The sequence below is a fragment of the Embleya sp. NPDC056575 genome (genome assembly GCF_042793325.1).
In the GTDB taxonomy this organism is placed as follows: domain Bacteria; phylum Actinomycetota; class Actinomycetes; order Streptomycetales; family Streptomycetaceae; genus Embleya.
The window spans coordinates 1-22,413 of the sequence record NZ_JBHTVA010000028.1; the positions used below are offsets into that span (position 1 = coordinate 1).

A 22,413-nucleotide genomic window follows, 5' to 3' on the forward strand; every position below is an offset into this window, starting at 1 on the left:
GCGCCGGCCGGGGCGACCACGGCCGGCCCGGCGACACCCGCGCCACCCGCCGCCGCGCCGGCGGCGCCGAAGCCGGCGGTGCGGGCCGGTGGGAAATCGGCCGGCGGGTCCGCCGGTGCCAAGGCGCCCGGCAGGAAGTCGCCGAGCAGGCCCGAGAGCGCGTCGGCGGACCCGAAGCCCGCCCCGTCGACCACCGGGCCGGCTCCGAACGAGCCGGCGCCCGGTACGGCCGCACCCGCCAAGGCGCCGAAGGGCGCCGCGAAGGAGGCGGGCGCGAAGGCCGGGAAGAAGGCCGCCGCGCGGAAGGCGACCCCCGAGAAGGCCGCGGCCGAGCGGAAGACCACCGGCAAGCCCGCCGCCGGTACTCCCGGCGAGGTCGGCCGGACCGAGGGAACCCCGGTCCTGCCGACGCGACAGGACAGGCGCCGACTGGTCAAGGACGTTCGCGCCCGGGCCAAGGCCCTGCGGGCGGAGGCGCGGGAGGATCCGTCCGCCGTCGACCGCCTGCGCGAGCTGTACGAGGGCCAACCCGACCACGTGCTCGGTGCGTTGGGCGACGATCCGGTGGCCGCGCAGGTCCGGGACCGCCGCCGGGCGCGCCGGCAGAAGGACGAACTCGCCAGGATCGACGCGAGCGACTTTCGCCCGCCGCACGAGGCCACGGTGCGCGTGCTCGACCCCGACGGGCGGGTCGTACACAACGAGTCCCTGCGCAGCGGCGGCGTCACCCCCGAACAGCGCGCGGCGCGCGGCCTGAACCGCGCCAACCAGGACAGTCACACCGAGGCCAAGGCGGTGGCGCGGGTTCCGCTGACGGCCGGTCAGCGGATGTACATCACCGGTCAGTACGACCCGTGCGGCTCCTGCCGCGCCGCCATGCAGGCGGCGGCCCTGCGCAGCGGCGGCCGGATCAACTACTGGTGGCCCGGCGGACCACCCGAAGGCATCTGGTTCCCGACCGGCTCCGGGGGTGTGCGGTGATCGACATCCTCGACCTGATCATCCGCGAGACGCTGATCGCCGGCGTGCCCGGCCTGACCGGTGCCCGGATCGGGTTTCAGCCGCCCGACGACGACTGGCGGCAGCGGGTGGGCGCGAGCCAGGGGGTGTGGGTCAACTGCGCGCTGGTCGATCTGCGCGAGGACCGGCACATGCGGCAGAACATCCGGCAGCGGATCACCACGGGGGCGGTCACCGTGGAGCGGCCCGAGCCGGCGCGGATCCGCTGCCACTACCTGATCACCGCGTGGAACGCGGCCAAGGACAGCCCGCAGATGCCCGCGACCGAGCAGGAGCACATGGTGCTCGGCGCGGTCCTGGCCGTGCTCCTGCACGCCGACCCGCTGGTCGCCTCCGCCGTCCTGACGCCCGATCAACTCGACGGGGTGCCCGAGGTGTTGCGCGAGGCGGAGCTGCCCGTCGAGGTGGTGCCGCCGGAAGGGTTCGGCAAACTCGCCGAGTTCTGGGGCACGGTCGGCCGGGCCACCTCGTGGCGCCCCGCCGTGTACCTGATCGTCACCATGCCGGTCCCGGAGGCGGACCGGCGCATCGACGGCGTGGTGCACACCGTGCTCACCTCCTACGCGGGCACACCGCCCGACGGCCCCGCCGAGCAACTCGTCGACGTGGGTGGCCTGGTGCTCGACGCCACCGCCGGCCCCGGCGTGCCGCCGGTGCCGGTGGCCGACGCCCGCGTGGTGCTGCTCGACGCGGCGGGCGGCGAGGCGGTCCGCGCCCGCAGCGGCGCCGACGGACGCTTCGTGGTGGTCGACGTGCGGCCGGGTGCGTACACCGCGCTGGTCACCGCCGCCGGACTGCCGCCACCGGCGCCCACCCCCGTCCAGGTCCCCGGTTCCCCCGACGCGCTGATCGAACTGCGCTTCACCTGATCACCCGATCACCTGAGAGGACGTCCGCCATGGCCGTGCAGGTCTCGTACCCCGGCGTCTACATCGAAGAGACCGAGCCCGCCGCGCCCATCCAGGGCGTGTCGACCAGCATCGCGGCGTTCATCGGGATCACCGCGCAGGGGCCGATCGCCGAACCCACCCTGGTGACCAGCCCGGACGCGTTCACCGCGCTGTTCGGCCCGCCCGTCGACGGCGGCGACGTGCCCTTCTACCTGCCGCTCGCCGTGGACGGCTTCTTCCGCAACGGCGGCACCCAGTGCTTCGTGCTGCGCGTGGGCACCGCGACACCGGCCGGGATCGACCTGCCGGGGCGGGCCGCGGGCGCGCCGGCCGCGGCCCGGGCGGTGGCCCGCCTCGACGGTCCGGACGGCGAGGGCGGCTCGGTGAAGATCGCCGACTCCAGCGCGCTGGCCGCCGCGTTGACCGCGGCCGGCGCCGGTACCGACCTGCCCGTGCTCCGGGGCAGCGCGAGCATCACCGCCGTCGACGCCACCCGGCGCGTGCTCACAGTGAACGTGGTCGACGGTCTGGCGGTGGGCGATCGGGTGGTGGTGGCCAAGGGCACCGACCGGCAGACGTTGCGGGTGAAGTCGGTCCAGGCGCCGGACACGGTCGTGCTGGCGAGCGGCCTGTCGGGCACCGGCGACTTCGCCGGGGGCACCGTGAGCGGTGACGATCTCGCCGCGGGGGACACCGTGTTGCGGTTGACCGTGCCCGCCGCGATCGCGCTGCGCCCACTGGTCCCGGTCGGCTCGTCCGTGCGGATCTCCGACGGCACCAACACCGAGTGGGGCATCGTCGCGGCGGTCTCCAACGACTCGATCACCCTGCGCAAGCCGCTCGCCAAGGCGTACAAGCTCACCGCGCCGACGCGGGTGGCCACCGCCGAGTTCGATCTCACCGTCACCGACCGCAACGGCCGGGCCGTCGGCTATCCGGGCCTGTCCACCACCCCGTCGCATCCGCGCTGGTGGGGCGGGCCGACGGTGGCGAGCGACTACCTGCGGATCGTGATCGCGGCCGACGCGCCGATCCCGGCGGGCGATCCGCGCCCCAAGGTCGGGACGTACGCCCTCGCGGGCGCCGTCGCCGACGTGCCCGCCACCTCCTGGGCCGACGTGGCGAACAAGATGCCCCAGCACCTGAACCTGCTCCGCCCGATCGACGAGATCAGCCTCGTACTCGCGCCGGGCTGCACCGACACCGGCGCACAGCGGGCGATCGTCGAGCACTGCGAGTCGCTCTACGACCGCTTCGCGATCCTGGACAGCCTGCCCGGCGTCGACGTGGTCACGGTCAAGGCCCAACGCGCCGACCTCACCGGTGCGTTGGACAAGGGATTCGCGGCGCTCTACTACCCGTGGATCCAACTCCGCGACCCCGCCAAGCAGGCGGTGGTGCCGCAACCGCCGTCCGGCCACCTGGCCGGGATCTACGCGCACACCGACGCGACCCGGGGCGTACACAAGGCCCCGGCCAACGTCGGCATCGCGGGCGCGCTCGGCCTGGAACGGCGCCTCAGCGACGCCGATCAGGGCCTGCTCAACCCCGACGGGGTCAACGCGCTGCGCATCCTGCCCGGACGTGGCTCGCCGGTGGTGTGGGGCGCGCGCACCACCACGGGCGATCGCAACTGGCAGTACGTCAACGTGCGACGGTTGTTCCTCTACCTGGAGGAGTCGATCCAACTCGGGCTGCGCGGAGCGGTGTTCGAGCCGAACGACCTCGAACTGTGGGGCAAGCTCAAGCACACCCTCACCGAATTCCTCACCCGGGTCTGGCGCGACGGCGCGCTGTTCGGCGCCAAGGCCAAGGACGCGTTCTTCGTCCGCATCGACGAGGCGCTGAACCCGCCGAGTACCCGCAAACTCGGGCTGCTCTACATCGAGATCGGCGTACAGCCGGTCTACCCGGCCGAGTTCATCGTGGTCCGCATCGGCATCTGGGACGGCGGCGCGGAGGTCAGCGAGCAGTAGCGGGCGCGCGGCGGCGCGACACCGACCGGTACGACAGGGCAACGGCAACGACAGGCAGCGGAGGGCGCCGTGAGCACGGGCGATATCCAGGATCCCTTTGTCAATTTCAACTTCAAGGTCGAACTCGACGGGATCATCCGCGTCGGCTTCCACGAGGTGAGCGGCCTCGACGCGACGGTCGACGTGATGGAACACCGCGAGGGCGGCTGGAACATCACCCCGTACAAGTTCCCCGGCCAGGCCAAATTCGCCAACATCATGCTCAAGTGGGGCATGACCACCGACACCGAACTGTACGACTGGCACCGGCAGATCGTCGAGGGCGACATCGTCCGCAAGAACGGCGCGGTGCTGCTCCTGGACCGGCGCGGCGTGGTCACCTCGCGATGGAACTTCGTCCGCGCCTGGCCCACGAAGTACACCGCCCCGCCGCTCACCGCCGAGTCCAACGACATCGCGATCGAGACCCTGGAACTGGTCCACGAGGGCCTGGAGCGGGTGCAGTGACCATGTTGCGGATCGAACACGACTTCACCCTCCCGGTCGGACTCCTCGGCGACGACGGCACGTTGCACCGCGACGGCACGATGCGGCTGGCCACCGCCGCCGACGAGATCCTGCCGCTCGCCGACCCGCGCGTGCAGCGCAACCCGGCCTATCTGTCGGTGATCCTGCTCAGTCGGGTGGTCACTCGGGTGGGCGCGGTCGAGACGGTGACCCCGCGCACGATCGAGACGCTGTTCGCCGCCGATCTGGCGCACCTCCAGGGCCTGTACAACCGGATCAACAGCGTGGACGAGCCGGATGCGGCGGCCGAGGGGTCCTGTCCGAACTGCGGCGAGGAGGTCCGCCCGGGCCACGAGCGCCTGGGGGGATCCGCGGATATCCGGTCGATCGGCTGAGGGAGGAGATCGCCTTCGTCGCCTACCACCTGCACTGGTCGCACGCCGAACTGATGGACCTCGACCACGCCGAGCGGCGCCGGTGGGTGGAGCGGGTGTCGGCGATCAACCAGCGTCTCAACGAGGCGGCGGGCGGCGGCTGATGTCGCGGATGTGAGAGCGGGCGTGGATGTGGGTCCGAGCGCTGCGAGCGCCGGGTGCGAAGGGGAGCACTGGTCGTGAACGTGGGTATCGGAAGAGGAGTTCGACCGTGATCGTCACGGGAGCGCGTCCGCCGTCGGCGGGGTGGCCGGTTCGGGCGGCCGCCTCCTCGATGCTCGCCGCCGTTCGTGCCCGGGTCGAGCCGGGCGCCGGGCGGGACCGGGCGACGCGGGTCGAGGGGCGGGTGCCCGGAGCCGTGTTCGTGCTGCGGGTGGCGCCGCGTGCGCCGAAGCCCCCCGGGCCGCGGACGATTTCCGGGCGGGTCGCGGATATTCGGCGGTGTGCGCATGTGCGGCTCGACGTGCGGGTGAGCCTGCCGCCGATGATGGCCCTCACGCGGGTCGAGCGGGTCGACGCGGGTGCGGCGGCCGGGTTCGGGGCGGTCGGCGGGCTGCCGGTACCGGTGTTGCGTACCGGGTCCGCCGCGGCCGGCCGTGCGGTGGTCGAACGGGCGCGGGCGACGCGGGAGTTGTACGAGCGGGGTGCCGGGCACGGTCGGCGGATCGAGGAGCCGGGCGGGCGGACGACCCCGACGTCGCGCGGTGCTCGGCCCGGCCCGCCCGGGGCGGCGTCCTCTGCGCGGTCGCTGACCGCGTTGACGTTTGCCGCCTCCGCCCGTCCCGAGCCCGCCCCGGCCGCCGCCGTGGCCGGGTATCCCGCCGATGCGATCGCCCGGGACCGGACCGCGCAGCCGTCCCGCGCCGCGCCGGCCGCCTCCGCGCTCACCTCGGCGGATCTGCCGCGTCTGGTGGACGGCGTGGTGCGGGAGATCGACCGTCGGGTGCTCGCCCGCCAGGAGCGTCGGGGGTGGAGCCGATGACCGTGATGGAACGCGCCACGATCACCAATTCCGTCACCGGCAAGCTCACCCGCGTGTTGTTCAACCCGGAGGACTACACGGTCAACCGGGAGACCACCTACGCCCAACTCCCGGTCCCCGGACTGTCCGCGCCGATCGTGCAGTTCGTGCACGGCAACGCGCGGACCCTGGAGATGGAGTTGTTCCTCGACTCCCTGGAGGCGAACGATCAGGCGGGCGCGGGCAGCGACGTGCGGATCCTGGTGCGCCGCGTCGTCGACCTGATGGACATCGACCCCACCCTGCACGCGCCGCCGCCACTGGTGTTCGCCTGGTCGAGTCTGACCTTCACCTGCGTACTGACCCGGGTCGCACAGAAGTTCGTGATGTTCAAGCCGGACGGCACCCCGGTGCGGGCCCGACTGAGCGTCACCTTCAGCGAGTTCCGCAACGTGGACATGGAGGCGAAGGAGGTCAAGCGGCAGACCTCCGACTACACCAAGGCGCATACGGTCGTGACCGGCGAGACGTTGCAGTCGATCGCCTGGCGCGAGTACGGGTCCGCCGCCGCGTGGCGGCCGATCGCGCTGCACAACGGGCTCGACGACCCGCGGGTATTGGCCGTCGGCGACACGCTGCACATCCCGCGCCTGCCGTACCGGGATCGGGGTACCGACGAGGTCTTCGACGCGCCACCGCCGGAGGTGCCGGCATGACCGTGTTCCCGCACTACGCCCCGGAGATGCGGTTGCGGTTCGCCGGGCGGCCCGCGCCGGCCGCGGTGCGCGGCTCGGTCACCGGGGTCACCTGCCAGACGGGCATGGGCGACGCGGACCGCCTGGAGGTCTCCCTCGCCAACGAGGCGCTGCGCCGGCTGGACGATCCGCTGTTCGGGCTCGACACCGAGGTGAGCATCGCCCTGGGCTACGCGCCGGACGAGCCGCGCCGGTTGTTCACCGGCGAAGTGGTGGGCAGCGAGGCGACGTTCCCCGCCGACGGCATGCCGATGTTGCGGGTGATCGCGCAGGATCGCCGGACCCGGCTCGCCGCCGCCTCGCCCGCGCGCTGGTTCGGGGTGCCGGTGCCCAAGCTCGGCGTGCTGCCGCTGCCGGACCTGGTGGTCGCCCCGCTGCTCGCGGTCGAACACGGGATGATCCCGCTGCTCGACCCGCTGGGCGCGTTTTTGTCCGCCGCGCTCGGCGTGGTCGACGTGGTGGCCTCGGTCGAGGACCCGAGCATGCGGCAGCGGGTGGTGCGGCGGCAACACTCGGAGACCACGCTCGACTTCCTGCGCAAGATCGCCGCGGAGAACGCGTGGGAGTTGATCGTCGAGCACGACAGCGAACCGTCGGGTTTCGTGCTGCGGCTGATGTCGCCCGCCGCGTATCTGTCGCCCGACGTGACGCTGCGGTACGGGAGTTCGCTGATCGAGTTCAACCCCCGGATCAGCACCGTCGGCCAGGTGGGGCGGGTCTCGGTGCGGGTGTGGCGGTCGGAGGTCGGCCTGGAACTGACCATCGCGGTCGGCTACGACTGGGACCGCCGGGCGCTGACGATCGAGGTGGTGCCCGGATTCCGGGGGCCGGAGGGTCGGGGCGGGCCCGCGCGCGAGGTGCTGCTCGTGGACGAACCGGTGACCATCGCCACCGCGCCGCGACTGATCGTGTCCAAGCTGCTGCCTCGGCTGAACCGGCGTACCACGGCCAGCGGTTCGTGTGTGGGCGATCCCCGGATCACGGCGGGGCGGGTGTTGCGGATCGAGGGTGTGGGGGAGACGTTCGGCGGCCTGTGGCGGGTGGTCTCGGCCCAGCACACCCTCGACGGCGGCGGCTACCGCACGTCCTTCGACCTGCGCAAGGAGATCTGGTTCGGGGGCATCCCGCCGGCGGCACAGGGCGCGGTCCGGGTGCAGGGCGGGCTGTTGTCGCTGCCGGCGCCCAATTCATAGGTGGGAGAGAGACCTGCTGCCGTTGCACGCCGAACGCCGAACGCCGAACGCCGACTGGCGACCGCCGACCGAAGCGCCGACCGAATCCGCTACCGATGACCACCACCCGCGCCGTGTGCGCGGACCCGACCGATGTTCCGACCGCTCGACTTCCCGGGAGGACCGGCATGTTCGAACCGCTCTTCGACGCCCTCGACGACATCCACGAGTCGGACAGCCCCCGGGTGACCGGCGTCGCGCCCGCGACCGTGGTGGACAACCTCGACCTGACCGGGGCCGGGCGCGTGCAGATCCGGTACGCGTGGTTGCCGGGCGTGGAGCCGTGGGCACGGGTGTGCGCGACGGTGGCGGGCGACGGGTCGGGCGTGTGGTTCATGCCGCAGCCGAACGACGAGGTCCTGGTCGCGTTCCGCAACGGCGACGTGCGCGAGCCGTACGTGCTCGGTGGGCTCTGGACGATGACCTCGCGCCCACCGGCGGCCCTGCCCACCGACTCGATCACCAAGCGGGTGATCCGCACTCCCGTGGGCCACGAGATCACCATCGACGACCTGGTGCAGAAGCTCACCCTGAACCACACCCTGGGCCACTCGATCGAGATCGCCGCGGACGGGATCACCCTGTCGGTGGCCGGGGGAGCGGCGAAGATCTCGCTGAGCGCGTCCGGCGCGGTGACCGTCACCGGCACCCGTTCGGTGGAGGTCAGCGGCCTGGATGTGAGCGTCAAGGCCGGCAACGGCCTGACGGCGAACGCGACTCGGGCGGACATCCAGGCCGCCGCCACGTGCAGCATCCAGGGCGCGCTCGTGAAGATCAACTGACCCGCCGGGCTGGGTCCACGCCCACGGCGTCGCATCCGAAGACACCCCCCGGCTCACCACACGCGATCCCACCACACCCGAGGAGGCAGCCGTGCCCGCAGCAGCGCGTGTCACCGACCCCACCGGACACCCCGGCATGGTCGCGGGACCCGGCGTGGCCACCGTGCTGATCGGCGGCCTGCCCGCCGCCGTCCAGGGCGACATGCACGCGTGCGCGTTCCCGCCGCCGGCCGCGCACCCGCCGTCGCCGTTCACCAAGGGCTCGGCCACGGTGCTCGTCGGCGGTCGCGGCGCGCTGCGGCAGGGCGATCTCGCCGGCTGCGGTGCGCCCGTGGTGGCCGGCGTGCCGACCGTGCTGATCGGAGGTTGACGGTGGCCGAGCCGAACGCGCCGCTGAATCCGGATCCCGCGCAGCGCACCCCCGAAGATGCCGCCGTGCTGGGTCGGGGCTGGGCCGCGCCCGCGCACCTGGATCCGCTCGGCGAGGCTGCGCAGGCGTCCGGGCCGGAGAAGGTCCGCCAGTCGGTGCTGTTGATCCTGGGCACCAGGCGCGGCGAGCGGGTGATGCGCCCCGACTTCGGCGCGGGCCTGGAGGACCTGCTGTTCGAACCGGTCACGGCGGCCACCGCCGCCGTGGTGCGGCTGCGCGTGGAACAGGGCCTGATCGCCTGGGAACCGCGGATCGACGTGCTCGGCGTCGAGGTGTCGGTAACCGACCGGGCGGCGGGCCGGCTGGACGTGAGCATCGACTACCGGATCCGCGCCACCAACACCTTCTACAACCTGGTCTACCCGTTCTACCTGCACGAGGGAGCAACCAGGTGAGGGCATCGAGAGGGCACACAGCGCTCGGGCGCGGGCGAGGCGGTGGTGGGGCGGTCTGTGGGCGGGGGCACAGCCGGTTGGGCGCGTCGGCGGGGTGTGCCGTGGGCGGGTGTGGGTGCGGTGTCGGGGTGGTGTGTGGGGGCGGGTGCGCGCGAGGGAGCGGCCGGGTGAGGGCGTCAAACGGGCGTGCGGGATGTGGGTGCAGGTGCCGAGGTGGCGTCGGGTGGGTGTGCGGGGGCGGGTGTGCGCGAGGGCGCGGCCTCGTGAGGGGGCCGATCGGGCGTGCCGCAGGCGGGCGTGGGCGTGGGCGCGGGGGCGGGGGCGGTGGTGGGCGTGCGGGTGGGGTGGCCGCGTGGCGAGTGAGTGGGCTGCGGTCGCGGTCGGGCGTGGGGTCGGGGCGGTGTGTGGTGGGTGTGGGTGAAGGGGTGGGCGCGTGAGTGGGGTGCGCGGGCGGGGTGAGGTGGTGGCGGCTTTGTCGGCCGCGCGGAACGGGTGGGTTCCTGATTGGCATCCGACGCCGGGTGGGGCTTCGATCGGGGTCGCGCATGGTCTCGGGGCGTTGTTGGCCGCGCTGGAGGAGCGGCTTACCGCGTTGCCCGACCGGCAACTCGCCGCGCTTTTGGACATGGTCGGGGTGTCGCTGCTGCCGGCTCAGGGGGCCGACACGACCGTCTTGCTGCAACCGCTGCCGGGTGTGCCCGACGCCCGGGTCACCGCCGGCTCGCGGCTCGGCGCCACCGTGCCGGGACAGGACGCGCCGCTGGTCTTCGAGACCCAGGAGACGGTGGCCCTGGCCGGCGCGCCGCTGGTCGAGGTGTGGAGCGTGGACCCGGGCGCGGACGCCGCCGCCGACCACTCCGCCGACGTCCTGGCCCGCCGCCCGGTCACGCTGTTCACCGGACTGCGCCCCGCGGTAAGGGAGTTGTACCTGGCGCACGACACGCTGTTCGCGTTCGCGGGGCGCGCCGTCGTCGAGGTGGCGATCGCCCTCGCCCGCCCCGCGTCGACCGCGCTGCGGGTCGGCTGGGCCTGGTGGGACGGCGCCGACTGGCGGCCGTTCGCGCCGTGGGGGGACGGCGACGACGCCTCCCGCGACGGCACGGCCGGACTGACCCGCTCGGGCACGGTCCGGCTGGTCGCCCCCTGCGCGACGGCCGTGACCACGACGGTCGACGGGATCGACGGCTATTGGATCCGGGCCCGGCTCGACTCCGCTCTTTCGGCACAACCCGGTTTCGTGGTACCCGAGTTCGCGCACATTCGGCTCACCGCGGAGAGCACGCATGCCCGGATCGCGCTGTTCGCGCGTCCCGCGACGGGCGCCGGAACCACCGTCACCGTGCACGCGCCCTACGGGACGACCGCGCCGCCGACGGTGACGCTGCACGTCGCGGACACCACCGCCGGCGTCAAGGAGGACGTGGCCGGGCAGCCCGACAAGCCGCTCGCCGTGGCGGGTGGGCACGCGGGCCACACCGTACGGTTCGGCGTCACCGTGCCGCCGACCGCCGCCGACACCTTCACCGCCGGTACCGCCGCCCCGAAACCGGGTGTCGACTACTTCCCGCTCGACGACCCCGACGACCTCACCGCGCCGCTCGCCCTGGATACGCCACTGCACCTGGATCTGACCCTGCGCGCCGGACTGGCTCCGGACAAGGCGGTCGCCGACGCGCAAGCCGTCGATCTCACCCGGGCGTTCACCCCGCTGGGTCCGGCCCCGGTACGCGGCAGCGCGTTCCACGTCGCGTGCGACGCGGCCTTCGGCAAACCCGGCGCCCGGGTGAGCGTGGTGGTGGGCCGCCCGCGCACCGCGGCGGAGGAGGCCGACCAGCGCACCGGCGAACTGACCGGCGGGGTCCAGAACGCCAAGGAGTTCCGGGACAAGACCGTCGCCGACATCCGCGCCGTGGCGACGAAGCTGGCCGCCCTCACCGCCGTCACCGGCGACCTCGGCCGCGCCGTCGTCTCGCCGCTGTCCGGCGAGGACCCCGTCGGCTGGTACACCGGGGTCAAGACGCACATCCGCGACGCGCTCGGCGCGCTCGGCACCGCCGCGCAGACCGAACCCGGCCTGTTCGCGGGTGTCGGCAGCGCCCGCGACCACGTCAAGGCCGCGCAGACCGCGGCCGATCCCGGCCCCGACCTCGCCGCCGCGCTGACCGCCCTCGGCGGCGCGCCGCGCGCAAGTGCCGCGCTGCTCCTGGCCACCGCCGATGTGGCGGCGCAACTGTCCGCCGGGGCGAGCGCGTTGGCCGCTCCCCGAGCCGCGCTCGCCCAGGCTCTGGCAGGCGGCTCCGACGCCCAAGTGGCCGCCGCACACGGTCCGTTGGCCGGTGTACTCGCCACCGTGCTGGCCACCCCCACGCCCTACCTCGCGGACACGCCGCTGCCGTCCTTCCTCACCGCCGACCCCGTCGCGTTCGTCGCCGACGTGACCGCGCGGATCGGCGCGGCCAAGGCGGCCGTCGACACCCAGGTGCAAAAGGCCCGCACGATCGCCACCGACCTGGAGAACCTGGCCCCCGAGGACCTGCTCAAGGCCGTCGCCGGGGCGCAGACCCCCAACCAGCTCACCGCCCCCGAGGTGACCTGGGAATACTTCGACGGCACCCGCTGGCGACCGATCGGCGCCGCCGGCGCCCCCGCGGTACTCGCCCTGCAACGCTCGGGAGCGCTGCACTTCACCGTGCCCCACGACTGGGCGAGCGCGAGCGTCACCGGCGACGAACGCCGCTGGCTGCGCGCGAGGTTGGAGCGCGGCAGCTTCTCGTTCCTGCGACAGGTCAGCTGGACCGACAAGTCCGGCGTGCTCAACTTCCTGCCCGTGGTGGAGCCGCGCCCGCCGATCCTGGACCGGTTCGAGGTCTTCTACCGCCACCTCGCCGGACCGGACGACCCGGCCCACACGCTCGCGCTCGACGACCACACGCTCGCCGACCTGACCACCCGCCTCGCCTTCCCCGGACCCGGCGCCACGCCGTTTCGACCGATGGCCGAGACCGCCCCGAGCCTGTACCTCGGCTTCGACGGCGAACTGCCCGCCGACCGCCTCGGGCTCTACGTCGAGCCCGCCGGCGAGGACCCCGACACGGTACCGGTGCGGCCCACCTGGGAGGGGTACGACGGCAGCGCGTGGGTGACGCTGGCCACCGACGACGGCACGGAGGGGCTGACCCGCACCGGCGTGATCGGCCTGCTGTGGCCCGGCACCTCCGGCGTGCCCGGCGCGCCCGTCGCGGGCGCCGCCGACCACACGGTGACCCTGCTCGGGCGCGGCGCCGCGGCCCGATTCGCCCCCGGCGACCGGCTGTTGCTCACCGACCTGCGCGGCGGTGAGCCGGTGACGGTGGCCGGCGCCGACGGCGAGACGCTGACCGTGCGCGATCGGCTCACCCGCGCCTTCGCCGGCGGCGAACTCCGCGACGCGCCGCCGGCCCGATTCGGCACCCCGCGCACGTGGATCCGGGCCCGCTTCCCGGCCGAGGCCGACCCGCCACAGGCGGCGCTGACCGCGTTGGTCCCGGGCGGCGCGCGGGTGCGGCAGGTGCAGACGGTCGCCGACGAACTGCTCGGCTCTGCCGACGGCAGCGCCGGACAGGTCTTCCAGGCCCTGCGGATCCCGGTCCTGGACGGCGCCGTGGTCGAGGTACGCGAACTCGACGGCGACCGGGCGGCCGTCGATCTCCCGCTGTTGCAAAGGGAGTTGGGGGAGCGGGCGGCGGCCGCGCTGCGCCTGGTGGGCGATCCGCGCACCGGCCGGACCACCGAGGTGTGGGTGCGCTGGGACGAACTGCCCTCGCTCGGCCTGGCCGGCCCGGCCGACCGGGTGTACGTGTGCGACCACGCCACCGGGCGCCTGCTGTTCGGCGGCGACGGCCACGGCCGGGTGCCGCCGGTGGGCGCGGACAACGTGCGGCTGCGCAGCTACCGCTCCGGGGGCGGTGCGATCGGCAACGTACCGGCCGGCGCGATCACCCAGGCGATCAGCGCCGTCGCGGTCGGAGGGGTGAACAACCCCCGGGGCGCGAGCGGCGGTACGGACGCGGAACGTTTCCCCGACGTGCTGCGTCGCGGGCCGGCGCTGCTGCGGCATCGGCGGCTCGCGCTGACCGAGGCGGACGTGGCCGCGCTGGCCCGGGAGACGGTACCGGCGATCGCGGCGGCCCGCGCGCTCGGCGCCCGGGATCGGCACGGGCGGGTGCGCCCGGGCGTGGTCCGGCTCGTCGTGGTGCCGCGCGACGGCACGCAACGGCCCGCGCCGACGGGGGAGTTGTTGCGGCGGGTCCGGGACGCGGTGGGTGCGCGGATGCCGGCGGCGGCGCGCCTGGTGGTCGAGGGGGCGCGCTACTTCCCGGTCGGTGTGGCAGCCACGGTGCGGCCGGTGCGGGTCGGCGACGCGGGGCCGGTGCGGGGTGCGGTGCTCGCCGACCTGGCGCTGTTCCTGCATCCGCTGGACGGCGGGCCGGGCGGGACCGGGTGGCCGTTCGGTCGCGGGGTGTATCTGTCCGATCTGGCCCGGCGGCTGGAGGCGGTACCGGGGGTGGACGTGGTGACCTCGTTGGAGCTGACCGTGGGCGGTGTGCCGACCGGGGACGTGGTCCCGGTCGACCCGGACGCGGTGGTGTGCGCGGGTCCGCTCGCGGTGCGGTTGGCCGGTGCGGCCGGTGCGGCCGGTGCGGCCGGTGCGGCCGGTGCGGCCGGGACGACCGGGCGGTCCGCGGGTTCCGGAAGGGAGTACTGAACCATGCCCCTGTTCCCGCCGAATCCCGACACCAGGCGATGGCCGGATCTCGTCGCCGAGGCACGGGCGTTGTTGCCGCTGGAGAGCCCGCGGTGGACCGACCACAACCACTCGGATCCCGGCATCGCGGTGATCGAGATGCTGGCGTGGCTGGTGGACACCGACGTCTATCGGGTCTCCCGGGTGACCGACCGGCATCGTCGCAAGCTGCTCGCGCTGCTCGGTGTGCGACCGGCCGCGCCGAGCGCCGCACGGGTCGTGTTGTCGATCCGCCCCGGGCCCGGCGCACCGGCCGAACTGCCCGCCGGGCTCGGCTTCGTCGCACATGGGGCGGACGCGCCGCTCGGCCTGGAGACCGTGGCGGCCTTGCCGCTGACCGGTGCCACGGTGGCGACGGCCGGCACCGCGACGGACACCGCCGATGAGTCCAATTGGACCGATCACACCCCCACCCTCCTCGCGGGAACCACCGTGGACGCCCTCGGCCCGGACCCGCACGTCGGCGCCGCACTGCTGCTCGGCCTGGACCGGGCGCTGCCCGCGGGCACCGCGCTGACCCTGTGGGTGGACGCCGACGGCACCGACGACCTCGACACCGAGCCGCATCACAGCGCGCGAACCGTCTGGGAAGTGCGTTCCGGCGGCGCCTGGGTGGCGCCGGCCGAGGTCGACGACCACACCCGTGCGCTGACCCGATCGGCCGCCGTGCGATTGCGGATCGGGCCCGGCGGGTTGCCCGTCGAGCCGCTGGGCCCGGCCGGTGCCCGGGCCTGGTTGCGGTGTCGCCTCGCGCGGGGCCGGCACGACGCGGCGCCGCGGCTGCGCCGGGTGGTCGCGGACGCGGTCGAGGCGACGCAGGCGAGTACGGCGGTCGGCGCCTACGACGTCGCGCCGGGGGCGGTGGTCGGCGGGGCGGGCGCTCCGGTGGAAGGGGCCCGTACCGCGCTGACGATCACCGTGGACAACACGCGGACGGTGCGCACGGTGCATACCGGCGACCCGGCCGCGCCGACCGTGCGGGTGCTGCGCTGGATCGCGCCGACCGCGACGGCGCCCGGGCGGCTCGTGGTCGAACTCGTCGCGGTGGGCGTCGGGGACGGCGCGCCGGAGCAGGTCTTCGCGCTGCCCGGCGGCGCGACGGCCGAGGCACCCGGGGTGTGGTTGGCCGACCCGGCGGGCGGCGTGGAGGCGGTGCGGTTGGTTCCGGACCTGGACGCGGCCCGCCGGACCGACCTGTCCGCCGTGTTCGACGCCCGCACCGGCACGCTGACCTTCGGCGACGGCCGCGCGGGGCGGGTGCCCGAACCGGGCCGTACGGTGCTCGCCGGCTACCGGAGCACCGCCGGGGCCCGAGGCGGCGTACTCGCCCCGCCCGCACCCGTGGCCGTCGCCGACGACGCCCGCACCCGGGTCCTGCTCGGCGGCCCACCCGCCCCCGGCGCGCTGACCGCCACCCTCGTCGGCCCTGCGGAGGGCGGCACCGACGCCGAGGACACCGCCGCCGCCGCGGCCCGCGCGGAACGGGCGCTGTGGGCCCACGAACGCCTGCTCGACGCGCTCGCCGCGGCCGACGCCCCATCGCTCGACGATCTGCCCCGCGCGACCGTGCCGCGCTTGGCCGTGCCGGAACGCGCGGTCACCCTGCCGGGCATCGAGCGGTGCGCCCTGGACACCCCCGGCACCCGGATCGCCCGGGCCCGCGCCTTCGCCGAGACCGACCCGCGCCTGCCGGGCCTGGTCGCGGCGGGCTGCGTGACCGTCGTGGTGGTGCCGGCGCTGCCGCGCGAGCGTCCCGAACCCACCCCCGGCCTGCTGCGCGCGGTCCGCCGGCACCTGGCCGGGCGGCGAACGGCCGGCACCCGGTTCTTCGTGACCGGACCGCGCTATGTCGAGGTACGCGCCGAGACGACGGTCGTCATGCTCCCGGGCGCCGATCCGGCGGTGGTCGCGGCGGCGGTGCGGGTCGCGCTGGACACCTTCCTGCACCCGGTCACCGGCGGGCCGCGCGGTACGGGCCGGCCGTTCGGGCGGGACGTGTATCGCAGCGAGGTGATGCGGGTGATCGACGAGGTCCCCGGGGTGGACCACGTGCGCGCGCTCGCGCTGCGCGCCGACGGCGGGCCGCCCGGTTGCGGCGGGTTGTGCGTACCGCCGACCGCACTGGTCGTGCCGGGTCCGCACACGGTGAACGCGGTACGGGCGGAGGCGGGTCGATGAGGGGCGATGGCGGCGCGGCGGCGACGGGATCCGCCGATCGGGTGGTCGAGGAGGTCGGCGTACGACTGGCCGCCGCCGATCTGCGCGACCTCACGGGCAACGAGGTGTCGAGCCTGGCCCGGCACACCCGGGCCGCGCATCGCACGTGGGGTGTCGGCGTGGGCCTGGAGGTGTGGAACCTCGGCGACGGGCGGGTGCTCGTGGAGCCGGGCGTGGCACACAGCCGATGCGGCGAGTTGCTGGTGCTCGGGGCCGACGAGGTGCCGTTCGTGCCGGCGCGGGCGACCGGGCCGCTGACGCTGGTGCTGCGCGCCGAATGCGGCGGCCCGAGGGCCCGGACGCGCTGGGTGGCGAGCGGGATACCGGCGGGCGCCGAGGACGTACCGCTCGCGGTGTACCACCCCGACACGCGGACGCTGGACGTCGGCGACGGCGCGCGGCGCAACGCGCACGGACCCGGCCCGGCGGTGGTGGTCGCGGGCCGGATGGCGCGGGGCGGGACGGCCGCCGAGGGGTCGCGGGCGCAGTGGTCGGCCCGGATCGACTTCGCCCGCCCGTTCGCGGGTGTACCGGAGGTGTTCGTCACCGCCGAGGGGCCGCCGCCGCCCCCCGCGGGCGCCACCACCGTGCAGGTCTCGGCGGTCGACGCGGCGGGCTTTCGGATCACCGTGCGGCACGTGCTTCCGGACGACGGCGCGCCGACCGAGCAGCCGAAGGTGTCCGCGGTGCCGATGGCGTTCGGGTGGACGGCGGTACTGGCCGCCGGGCCGGTCCCGGCACGCCCCGAGCCCCGGACCGACCCATGCCCACCACCGTGCACCCGCCCACCCCTGAACCTGCCCGGCCTCCGCGGCCGAGCCGACACACCGGCCGACGTCCGACCGGGCACGCGCCCGGATCCTCGATCGAGGGGGAAGTTCGTATGACGGGCCCGACGACGAGTGGGGCGGGGTTGCCGTCCACGCATCGGCCGCGCTTCTTCGCTCGGCAGGTGCGGGTGCGCTCGGGCGCGCGGGGTGGGGCGGGTTGGACACCGCTGTGCCGGTTGCCGCGCCGTGTGCGGGTGGCCGCATCGGCGGGTGTTCGTCCGGGTGTGTGCCCGGGTCTCGGATCGAGGGGGAAGTTCGTATGACGGGCCCGACGACGAGTGGGGCGGGGTTGCCGTCCACGCATCGGCCGCGCTTCTTCGCTCGGCAGGTGCTTGCCGCGGCGGAGTTGAACGATGTGGTCGCGGTGGAGCGTTCGCGGCGGTGGTTGCACAACCGGGTGTTGCACGGGTGGGGGGTGGCGCTCGGTCTCGAGGTCACCGGCGCTCGGGGCGGCAAGCGGGTGGCGGTCGGTGCCGGGTATGCGCTCGATGCGCTCGGGCGGGATCTGATCCTGGCCGAGGGGGTGGAGGTCGACGTACCGGCCGTCGCCGCCGGGCCGGACGGCGGTGCCGTGGTGTTCTGCCTGACGCTGCGCTGGACCGAGGACGAGGAGGCGGCGGTCCGGACCCGGTCGGGCGAGTGCGGGGCGGTCGGGGCGGTGCGGTTGACGGACGGGCCGACCGCGGCCTGGTGTACACCGGCCGAACTGCGCGACGGGCTGGACGTGTTGCTCGCGACGGTGTCGGTGCGGGGGTGCGCGCTGACCGCGCCGCCCGATCCGGCCGGGCGGCGGGTGCTGCCGGTGTTGCCGACGCCGTATGTGGCCACCGGCTCCACGGGTGCCTTCGGCACGGTGTGGTCGCGGGTCGTGGATCCGGCCACCGGGGTGGTGATCGGGCTGCGCACGCTGGTGGACACGAGCGCGGCCGGCTTCGGCGACACCCCCGCGTATCTGGTCCGCCTCGACGGCGACCGGGAGTTGACCGCCGTCGGCGCGCCGGGCGGCCAGGCGTGCGTGCTGGACGGTACGCCCTACGTCGACGCCCCCGAGCCGGGACGGATGACCGTGGTGGTGCCGATGCCCGCCGGCCGGATCGGCGGGGTCGTCGGCGGCGCCACGACGCTGCCGCTGAACCCGGCGCAGGTACTGGCCGATGTCACCCTGCCCGACCTGGTGCGAAGCGCACTGGGCTGGCACATCTCGTGGATGGGGGTGGAGGGGGCGTGAGCGGCGTGAGCGAGTACCGCTGGGTCAACGCCCTCGGCCGCTGGCCCGGCGCGCGGTTCGCCGGCGTGCGCACCGACGGCGAGCGGTTGGCGCTGGCCCCGGGCGCCGCCTCGCTCGAACCGGTGGCCGTCGCCGACCTGGACCCGGCGGGCGGCCCGCTGGGCATGGTCGTGCTCGCCGACGGCACGGTCCTGGTCGCCGACCCGGGCCACGGCCGCGTGCTGCGGGTGGACGGCTGCGACCACACGGTATGCGTCCTCGGCTGCCTCGACGTCGCGACGGGCGACCCGGCCGCACTCCGCGAACCGCGCGGCCTGTGGCTGCTCGGCGGCGGACGGCTGTTGGTGGTGGGCGACGCGCCGCAGGACCTTCGCGCTCCCGACGGTTCGCGCCGAGCGCAATGTCGCCCCGTCGGCATGGTCGTTCGGGCCGACACCGGTGAATACCTCGCGCCGTGGACCGACCCGCCGCCGGCCGAGGACCCCGCGCTGCGGGCCGCCCGCGAACGGGTCGGCGGGCTCGCGGCGGTGCGGGTGGCCGACGGGGTGCTGGTGGCGGGCGGGGCGCGACAGGTGCCGGGCGCCGGGGTGGTGTTCGTTCCGGACGACGGCGGCGACGTCGTGCTGTCGGCCGCGGGGAACCTGGCCGGCATCGCGGTGGATCGTTGCGGGCGGGTGCTCGTCGCCGGCCCCGGTGGCATCGCCCGGCTCGGCCCTCGGCGGATCGGCGCGCGCGGCGTCGCCGTGGTGCCCGCGCCGAGGGAGCCGGTCGGGGTCGAGCACTGGGATCGGGTGCGGGTCGTGCTCGCCGAACCCGCGCCGGCGGGCACCCACGTTCGGGTCTGGACGATGCTCGCGACCGACGCCGCCGGCACCCCCGATCCGCCCGACCCGATGCACGCCGACGCCGACGACGCGCCCGTGCCGACCGCCAGGGGACGCTGGCGGGCCGGCCCGCTGGACGGTGTGGACGTACGGGTCCTCGCCGGCCCGGCCCACCCCGGCGACCGGCTCTGGATCACGATCGAACTGCTCGGTGACGGCCGCGGCACCGCGCGCGTGGACGACATCCGGGTGGAACGCCTGGGGCGCGGCCTCCTCGACGTGCTGCCCGCCGCCTACACGGGCGACGACGACGGCTCCGGCACGCTCGGCCGACTGCTCGGTCTGTTCGGCTCCGCGCACGCGGCGTCGGTGCGCGGCCTCGACGACCTGCCCGCCTCGCTCGACCCCGGCTCGGCCCCCGACCGCCCCGACGACCCGTGGCTGGACCGGCTCGCCGGCTGGGTCGACGCCGTACCGCTGACCGCCGCCGACGACGCGGCCCGCCGCGCGAACGTCGCGGGGGCGTACGCCGCGCACGGCCGGCGCGGCACCCCCGCCGGCCTGATCGAGGCGGTCGGACGCGAGACCGGGGTCGCCGTGCGGGTCGTCGAACCGCTGCTGCGCGCACAGGTCTGGCGCCTGGGCACCGGCGGCCTCGGCCGGGACACCGGCACCCGCGTCGCCGACCCCGGCCCGCCCGCCCTGGACACCACCGCGGTCCTCGACGGCGCCGACCTCGTCCCGGCCCACGATCGTGGCCTGCCGCTGTACGCGGCCTACGCGCACCGGGTGTGCGTGCACGTCCCGCCGGAGCGGGCCGACGCACTGCCCGAGATCACCCGCGTGGTCGAGCGCGAGCGACCGGCACACGTGTTCGCACGGGTGCGGCTCAGCCGCCCGGGCGTGATCCCGGGACAGGTCGGCATCGACACCGTCGTGGCGGGCCCGCCGCCCGCGTGGACCGCCGGTACCGGTCCCGGGTCGGGCGCCGACCCGCGCCTGCCCGGCTCGCCCGCCGCGCACGTCGGCGGCCCGGTCGATACCCGCCTCGACACAACGCTTCCCACACCGGGCGGTCGCGGTGCGACCCCCGTCCGTCTGCAAGGGGTTGAGCACACGTGAGCCAGGACCGACACAACCACACGTCGGACACGGGATGCGGCTGTGGCGGCGAGGACGCGGCCCCGGCGCCGCCGGTGCGCAACCGGTTCTATCCCGGCAAGTCGATGGACGTCCGCCACTGGTACATCGAACAGTCCTACCACCGGCGGACGGCGGCCACCCTGGCCCGACTCGGCCTCGGTCCGGGCGTGTTGTGCGGGCTCGACGTCGAACTGGGCACCGACGGCGCGCTGACCGTCTTCCCGGGCGTCGCGGTGGACGGCCACGGCCGGCTGGTCGTGGTCGACGAGCGGGTACGGGTCGAGCACCCGAACCAGCCCACGGACTGCGCGGGACACCCGAAGGGCGACCCGATCCAGACCGGCACGGTGGTACTGCGGTTGTGCGGGCACGAGTGCGGGGCCGAGTACGCGCGCATGCCCGTGGTGGACTGCGAGGTGCGCGAGGAGTGTGTGCCTTCGCTGACCCTGGAACGGTTCTCCCTGCGGATCACCGCCGGCGAACCCGATCCGGTCGGGCTGACCGCCGCGCAGTGTGCCGCGATCTTCCCGACCCGACCAGGCGAGCACTTCGACCGCCGGGAGAAGATCGCCGACACCGTCGAACACGACTGCGGGTGCGTCGAGGAGTGCCCGGCGCTGGCGACGGTGACCTACGACCCGCCCCACGCGCCGGACCTGGACGCGGTCACCGCGCGGCCGGTCGTGTACTCCAACCGGGTGCTGTTCGACCTGCTGATGTGCCTGGCCGCGCGGGTGGACAGGTGTTGCGCCGACACCACCGCCCCGCCACGGATCACCGGGCTGTGGCCGAAGGTCGGCACCGGGGCGAACCCGGACACCTGGCGGGCGTTCGTCGCCGAGAAGCGCCTGGAGATCGCCTTCGACCGGCCGCTCGTGGACGCCGCGTTCGACGCCCCCGACACCTGGCTGGGCCTGTGGCAACTGGATCACCTCGGCGCCCGGCGGCTGACCCTGACCCGGGCCGGCGGCGCGTTCACCCGCGTCACGGTGCCCGCCGGCGGCGAGGGCGTGGCGTACACCGTCGGCCTACAGAGCGAGGGGCTGCCCACCTCGACGGTGTTCGTGGTGGGCAGCCGGGTGGCGCTCGGCGGGCCGCCGCGCGCGCAGGGCCCGGACGGACTCGCCCTGGACCCGGACCTGGTCGGCACGGCACTGACCACGGCCGATCGCAACACGCTGTGGGCGCTGACCCCGGGCGCGCCCCGGGACACCACCCTGAACACGCTGATCGACCGGGCGCCGCTCACCGCCGTCCCGCCGTTCCCCTCCGGCAACGGCACCCAGGGCGGCGAGATGCACGTGTTCACCCCGTTCCCGCCGCCGACCCTGCAGGACGAGGAGCACGCGCCCCGGCTGCTGCGGGTGTGGCCCGAGGGCGGCGTACGCCCGAACCGGGCCGAAGCGTCGCGTTTCACGCGTAGGCCGCGGATCCAGCTCACCGTGGACCGGGCGCTCACCGATGCCGCCCTGGCCGAGCCCGGCGGCTGGATGCGGCTGTTCCAGGCGGTGCGCGAGGGTGACCGGATCGCCGGCTTCCGGCGGCTCGAACTGGGCGGCGGCGTGGCCGCGCGGCCCGAGGGCGAGTCGCCGGCGCCGGCCGAGTCGATCACCTACACCTTCGAGGTGACCGGGGCGGAGCCGGACGGGGAGTTCCTGCTCCAGGTGCGCTCCTCGGACACCGTCGCGGTGCCGCCGTCGGGCGCGGACGCGCCGACCCTGGCGCTGGACGCGGACTTCCTCGGTACCGCGCTGGACAACCACACGCTCTTCTCGATCTGGTCCGGCGACCGGCACCCGCTCCCGCCGCCGCCGGCCGGCGTCCTCGGCACCCGGTCGACGGTCGGCGAGCGGTTGTTCGACGGGAACCCCGGCGGGTTCCTGCACATCGCGTTCACGGTGGCGCGGGGATGAGCGCGGCGGCGGTGAACCGACACGCATGCCGAGACGCCCACCGAGGCGTATGCCGCGACGCACACCCGCACGCGCACCGACTCACACACCCAT

General features: G+C 74.9%; 17 protein-coding genes and 1 pseudogene. All 18 read left to right on the forward strand.

Annotated features, from left to right (window positions below):
- Positions 1-981, forward strand: a pseudogene (locus ACFRCG_RS22630) (hypothetical protein); the annotation flags it as partial.
- Positions 978-1,889 (forward strand): Pvc16 family protein, encoded by a 912-nt coding sequence (locus ACFRCG_RS22635; RefSeq protein ID WP_380034074.1) that lies wholly within the window; start codon positions 978-980, stop codon positions 1,887-1,889. The pseudogene ACFRCG_RS22630 and the gene ACFRCG_RS22635, both read left to right, overlap by 4 nt.
- A gap of 29 nt (positions 1,890-1,918) precedes the next feature.
- Complete coding sequence (locus ACFRCG_RS22640) at positions 1,919-3,886, forward strand: phage tail sheath family protein (RefSeq protein WP_380034076.1); 1,968 nt, start codon at positions 1,919-1,921, stop codon at positions 3,884-3,886.
- A 69-nt stretch (positions 3,887-3,955) separates the two neighbouring features.
- Positions 3,956-4,393: a phage tail protein gene (locus ACFRCG_RS22645; RefSeq protein ID WP_078981626.1), complete on the forward strand. Its 438-nt coding sequence runs from the start codon at positions 3,956-3,958 to the stop codon at positions 4,391-4,393.
- Between the two features lie 2 nt (positions 4,394-4,395).
- The gene (locus ACFRCG_RS22650; RefSeq protein WP_380034078.1) at positions 4,396-4,788 is read left to right on the forward strand and encodes a hypothetical protein; all 393 of its coding nucleotides are present in this window, start codon (positions 4,396-4,398) and stop codon (positions 4,786-4,788) included.
- Between the two features lie 50 nt (positions 4,789-4,838).
- Positions 4,839-4,931 carry a hypothetical protein gene (locus tag ACFRCG_RS22655; RefSeq protein WP_371863030.1) on the forward strand — a complete coding sequence of 31 codons (93 nt, stop codon included), beginning with the start codon at positions 4,839-4,841 and terminating at the stop codon, positions 4,929-4,931.
- 107 nt (positions 4,932-5,038) lie between these two features.
- A complete protein-coding gene (locus ACFRCG_RS22660) occupies positions 5,039-5,809 on the forward strand; it encodes a hypothetical protein (RefSeq protein WP_380034080.1) in 771 nt (256 codons plus the stop codon).
- Positions 5,806-6,504, forward strand: coding sequence for a LysM peptidoglycan-binding domain-containing protein (locus ACFRCG_RS22665; protein ID WP_380034082.1), 699 nt, complete (start codon positions 5,806-5,808; stop codon positions 6,502-6,504). The genes ACFRCG_RS22660 and ACFRCG_RS22665 overlap by 4 nt, the downstream gene beginning before the upstream one ends.
- A complete protein-coding gene (locus ACFRCG_RS22670; protein WP_380034083.1) occupies positions 6,501-7,736 on the forward strand; it encodes a phage late control D family protein in 1,236 nt (411 codons plus the stop codon). The genes ACFRCG_RS22665 and ACFRCG_RS22670 overlap by 4 nt, the downstream gene beginning before the upstream one ends.
- A gap of 167 nt (positions 7,737-7,903) precedes the next feature.
- Positions 7,904-8,557, forward strand: a complete 654-nt coding sequence (locus ACFRCG_RS22675) for a phage baseplate assembly protein V (RefSeq protein WP_380034085.1) — start codon at positions 7,904-7,906, stop codon at positions 8,555-8,557.
- A 91-nt stretch (positions 8,558-8,648) separates the two neighbouring features.
- On the forward strand, positions 8,649-8,927 hold the full coding sequence (locus ACFRCG_RS22680) for a PAAR domain-containing protein (protein ID WP_380034087.1): 279 nt from the start codon (positions 8,649-8,651) through the stop codon (positions 8,925-8,927).
- Between the two features lie 2 nt (positions 8,928-8,929).
- Entirely contained in the window at positions 8,930-9,382 is a 453-nt protein-coding gene (locus tag ACFRCG_RS22685; RefSeq protein WP_380034089.1) for a GPW/gp25 family protein, read from the forward strand.
- 559 nt (positions 9,383-9,941) lie between these two features.
- Positions 9,942-14,126, forward strand: a complete 4,185-nt coding sequence (locus ACFRCG_RS22690; protein WP_380034091.1) for a hypothetical protein — start codon at positions 9,942-9,944, stop codon at positions 14,124-14,126.
- 3 nt (positions 14,127-14,129) lie between these two features.
- Complete coding sequence (locus ACFRCG_RS22695; RefSeq protein ID WP_380034093.1) at positions 14,130-16,343, forward strand: hypothetical protein; 2,214 nt, start codon at positions 14,130-14,132, stop codon at positions 16,341-16,343.
- On the forward strand, positions 16,340-17,269 hold the full coding sequence (locus ACFRCG_RS22700; protein WP_380034095.1) for a hypothetical protein: 930 nt from the start codon (positions 16,340-16,342) through the stop codon (positions 17,267-17,269). Before ACFRCG_RS22695 ends, ACFRCG_RS22700 begins: the two co-directional genes overlap by 4 nt.
- Positions 17,270-17,471: 202 nt before the next feature.
- Entirely contained in the window at positions 17,472-18,440 is a 969-nt protein-coding gene (locus tag ACFRCG_RS22705) for a hypothetical protein (RefSeq protein WP_380034097.1), read from the forward strand.
- Positions 18,437-20,386, forward strand: coding sequence for a phage tail protein (locus ACFRCG_RS22710; RefSeq protein WP_380034098.1), 1,950 nt, complete (start codon positions 18,437-18,439; stop codon positions 20,384-20,386). The genes ACFRCG_RS22705 and ACFRCG_RS22710 overlap by 4 nt, the downstream gene beginning before the upstream one ends.
- A complete protein-coding gene (locus ACFRCG_RS22715; protein ID WP_380034100.1) occupies positions 20,383-22,320 on the forward strand; it encodes a hypothetical protein in 1,938 nt (645 codons plus the stop codon). Before ACFRCG_RS22710 ends, ACFRCG_RS22715 begins: the two co-directional genes overlap by 4 nt.
- Positions 22,321-22,413 lie beyond the last annotated feature (93 nt).

Coding starts and splice junctions, on each gene's coding strand:
- ACFRCG_RS22640 (WP_380034076.1), top strand. CDS start 1,919: ATGGCCGTGCAGGTCTCGTACCCCGGCGTCTACATCGAAGAGACCGAG.
- ACFRCG_RS22650 (WP_380034078.1), top strand. CDS start 4,396: ATGTTGCGGATCGAACACGACTTCACCCTCCCGGTCGGACTCCTCGGC.
- ACFRCG_RS22665 (WP_380034082.1), top strand. CDS start 5,806: ATGACCGTGATGGAACGCGCCACGATCACCAATTCCGTCACCGGCAAG.
- ACFRCG_RS22670 (WP_380034083.1), top strand. CDS start 6,501: ATGACCGTGTTCCCGCACTACGCCCCGGAGATGCGGTTGCGGTTCGCC.
- ACFRCG_RS22675 (WP_380034085.1), top strand. CDS start 7,904: ATGTTCGAACCGCTCTTCGACGCCCTCGACGACATCCACGAGTCGGAC.
- ACFRCG_RS22695 (WP_380034093.1), top strand. CDS start 14,130: ATGCCCCTGTTCCCGCCGAATCCCGACACCAGGCGATGGCCGGATCTC.
- ACFRCG_RS22700 (WP_380034095.1), top strand. CDS start 16,340: ATGAGGGGCGATGGCGGCGCGGCGGCGACGGGATCCGCCGATCGGGTG.
- ACFRCG_RS22705 (WP_380034097.1), top strand. CDS start 17,472: ATGACGGGCCCGACGACGAGTGGGGCGGGGTTGCCGTCCACGCATCGG.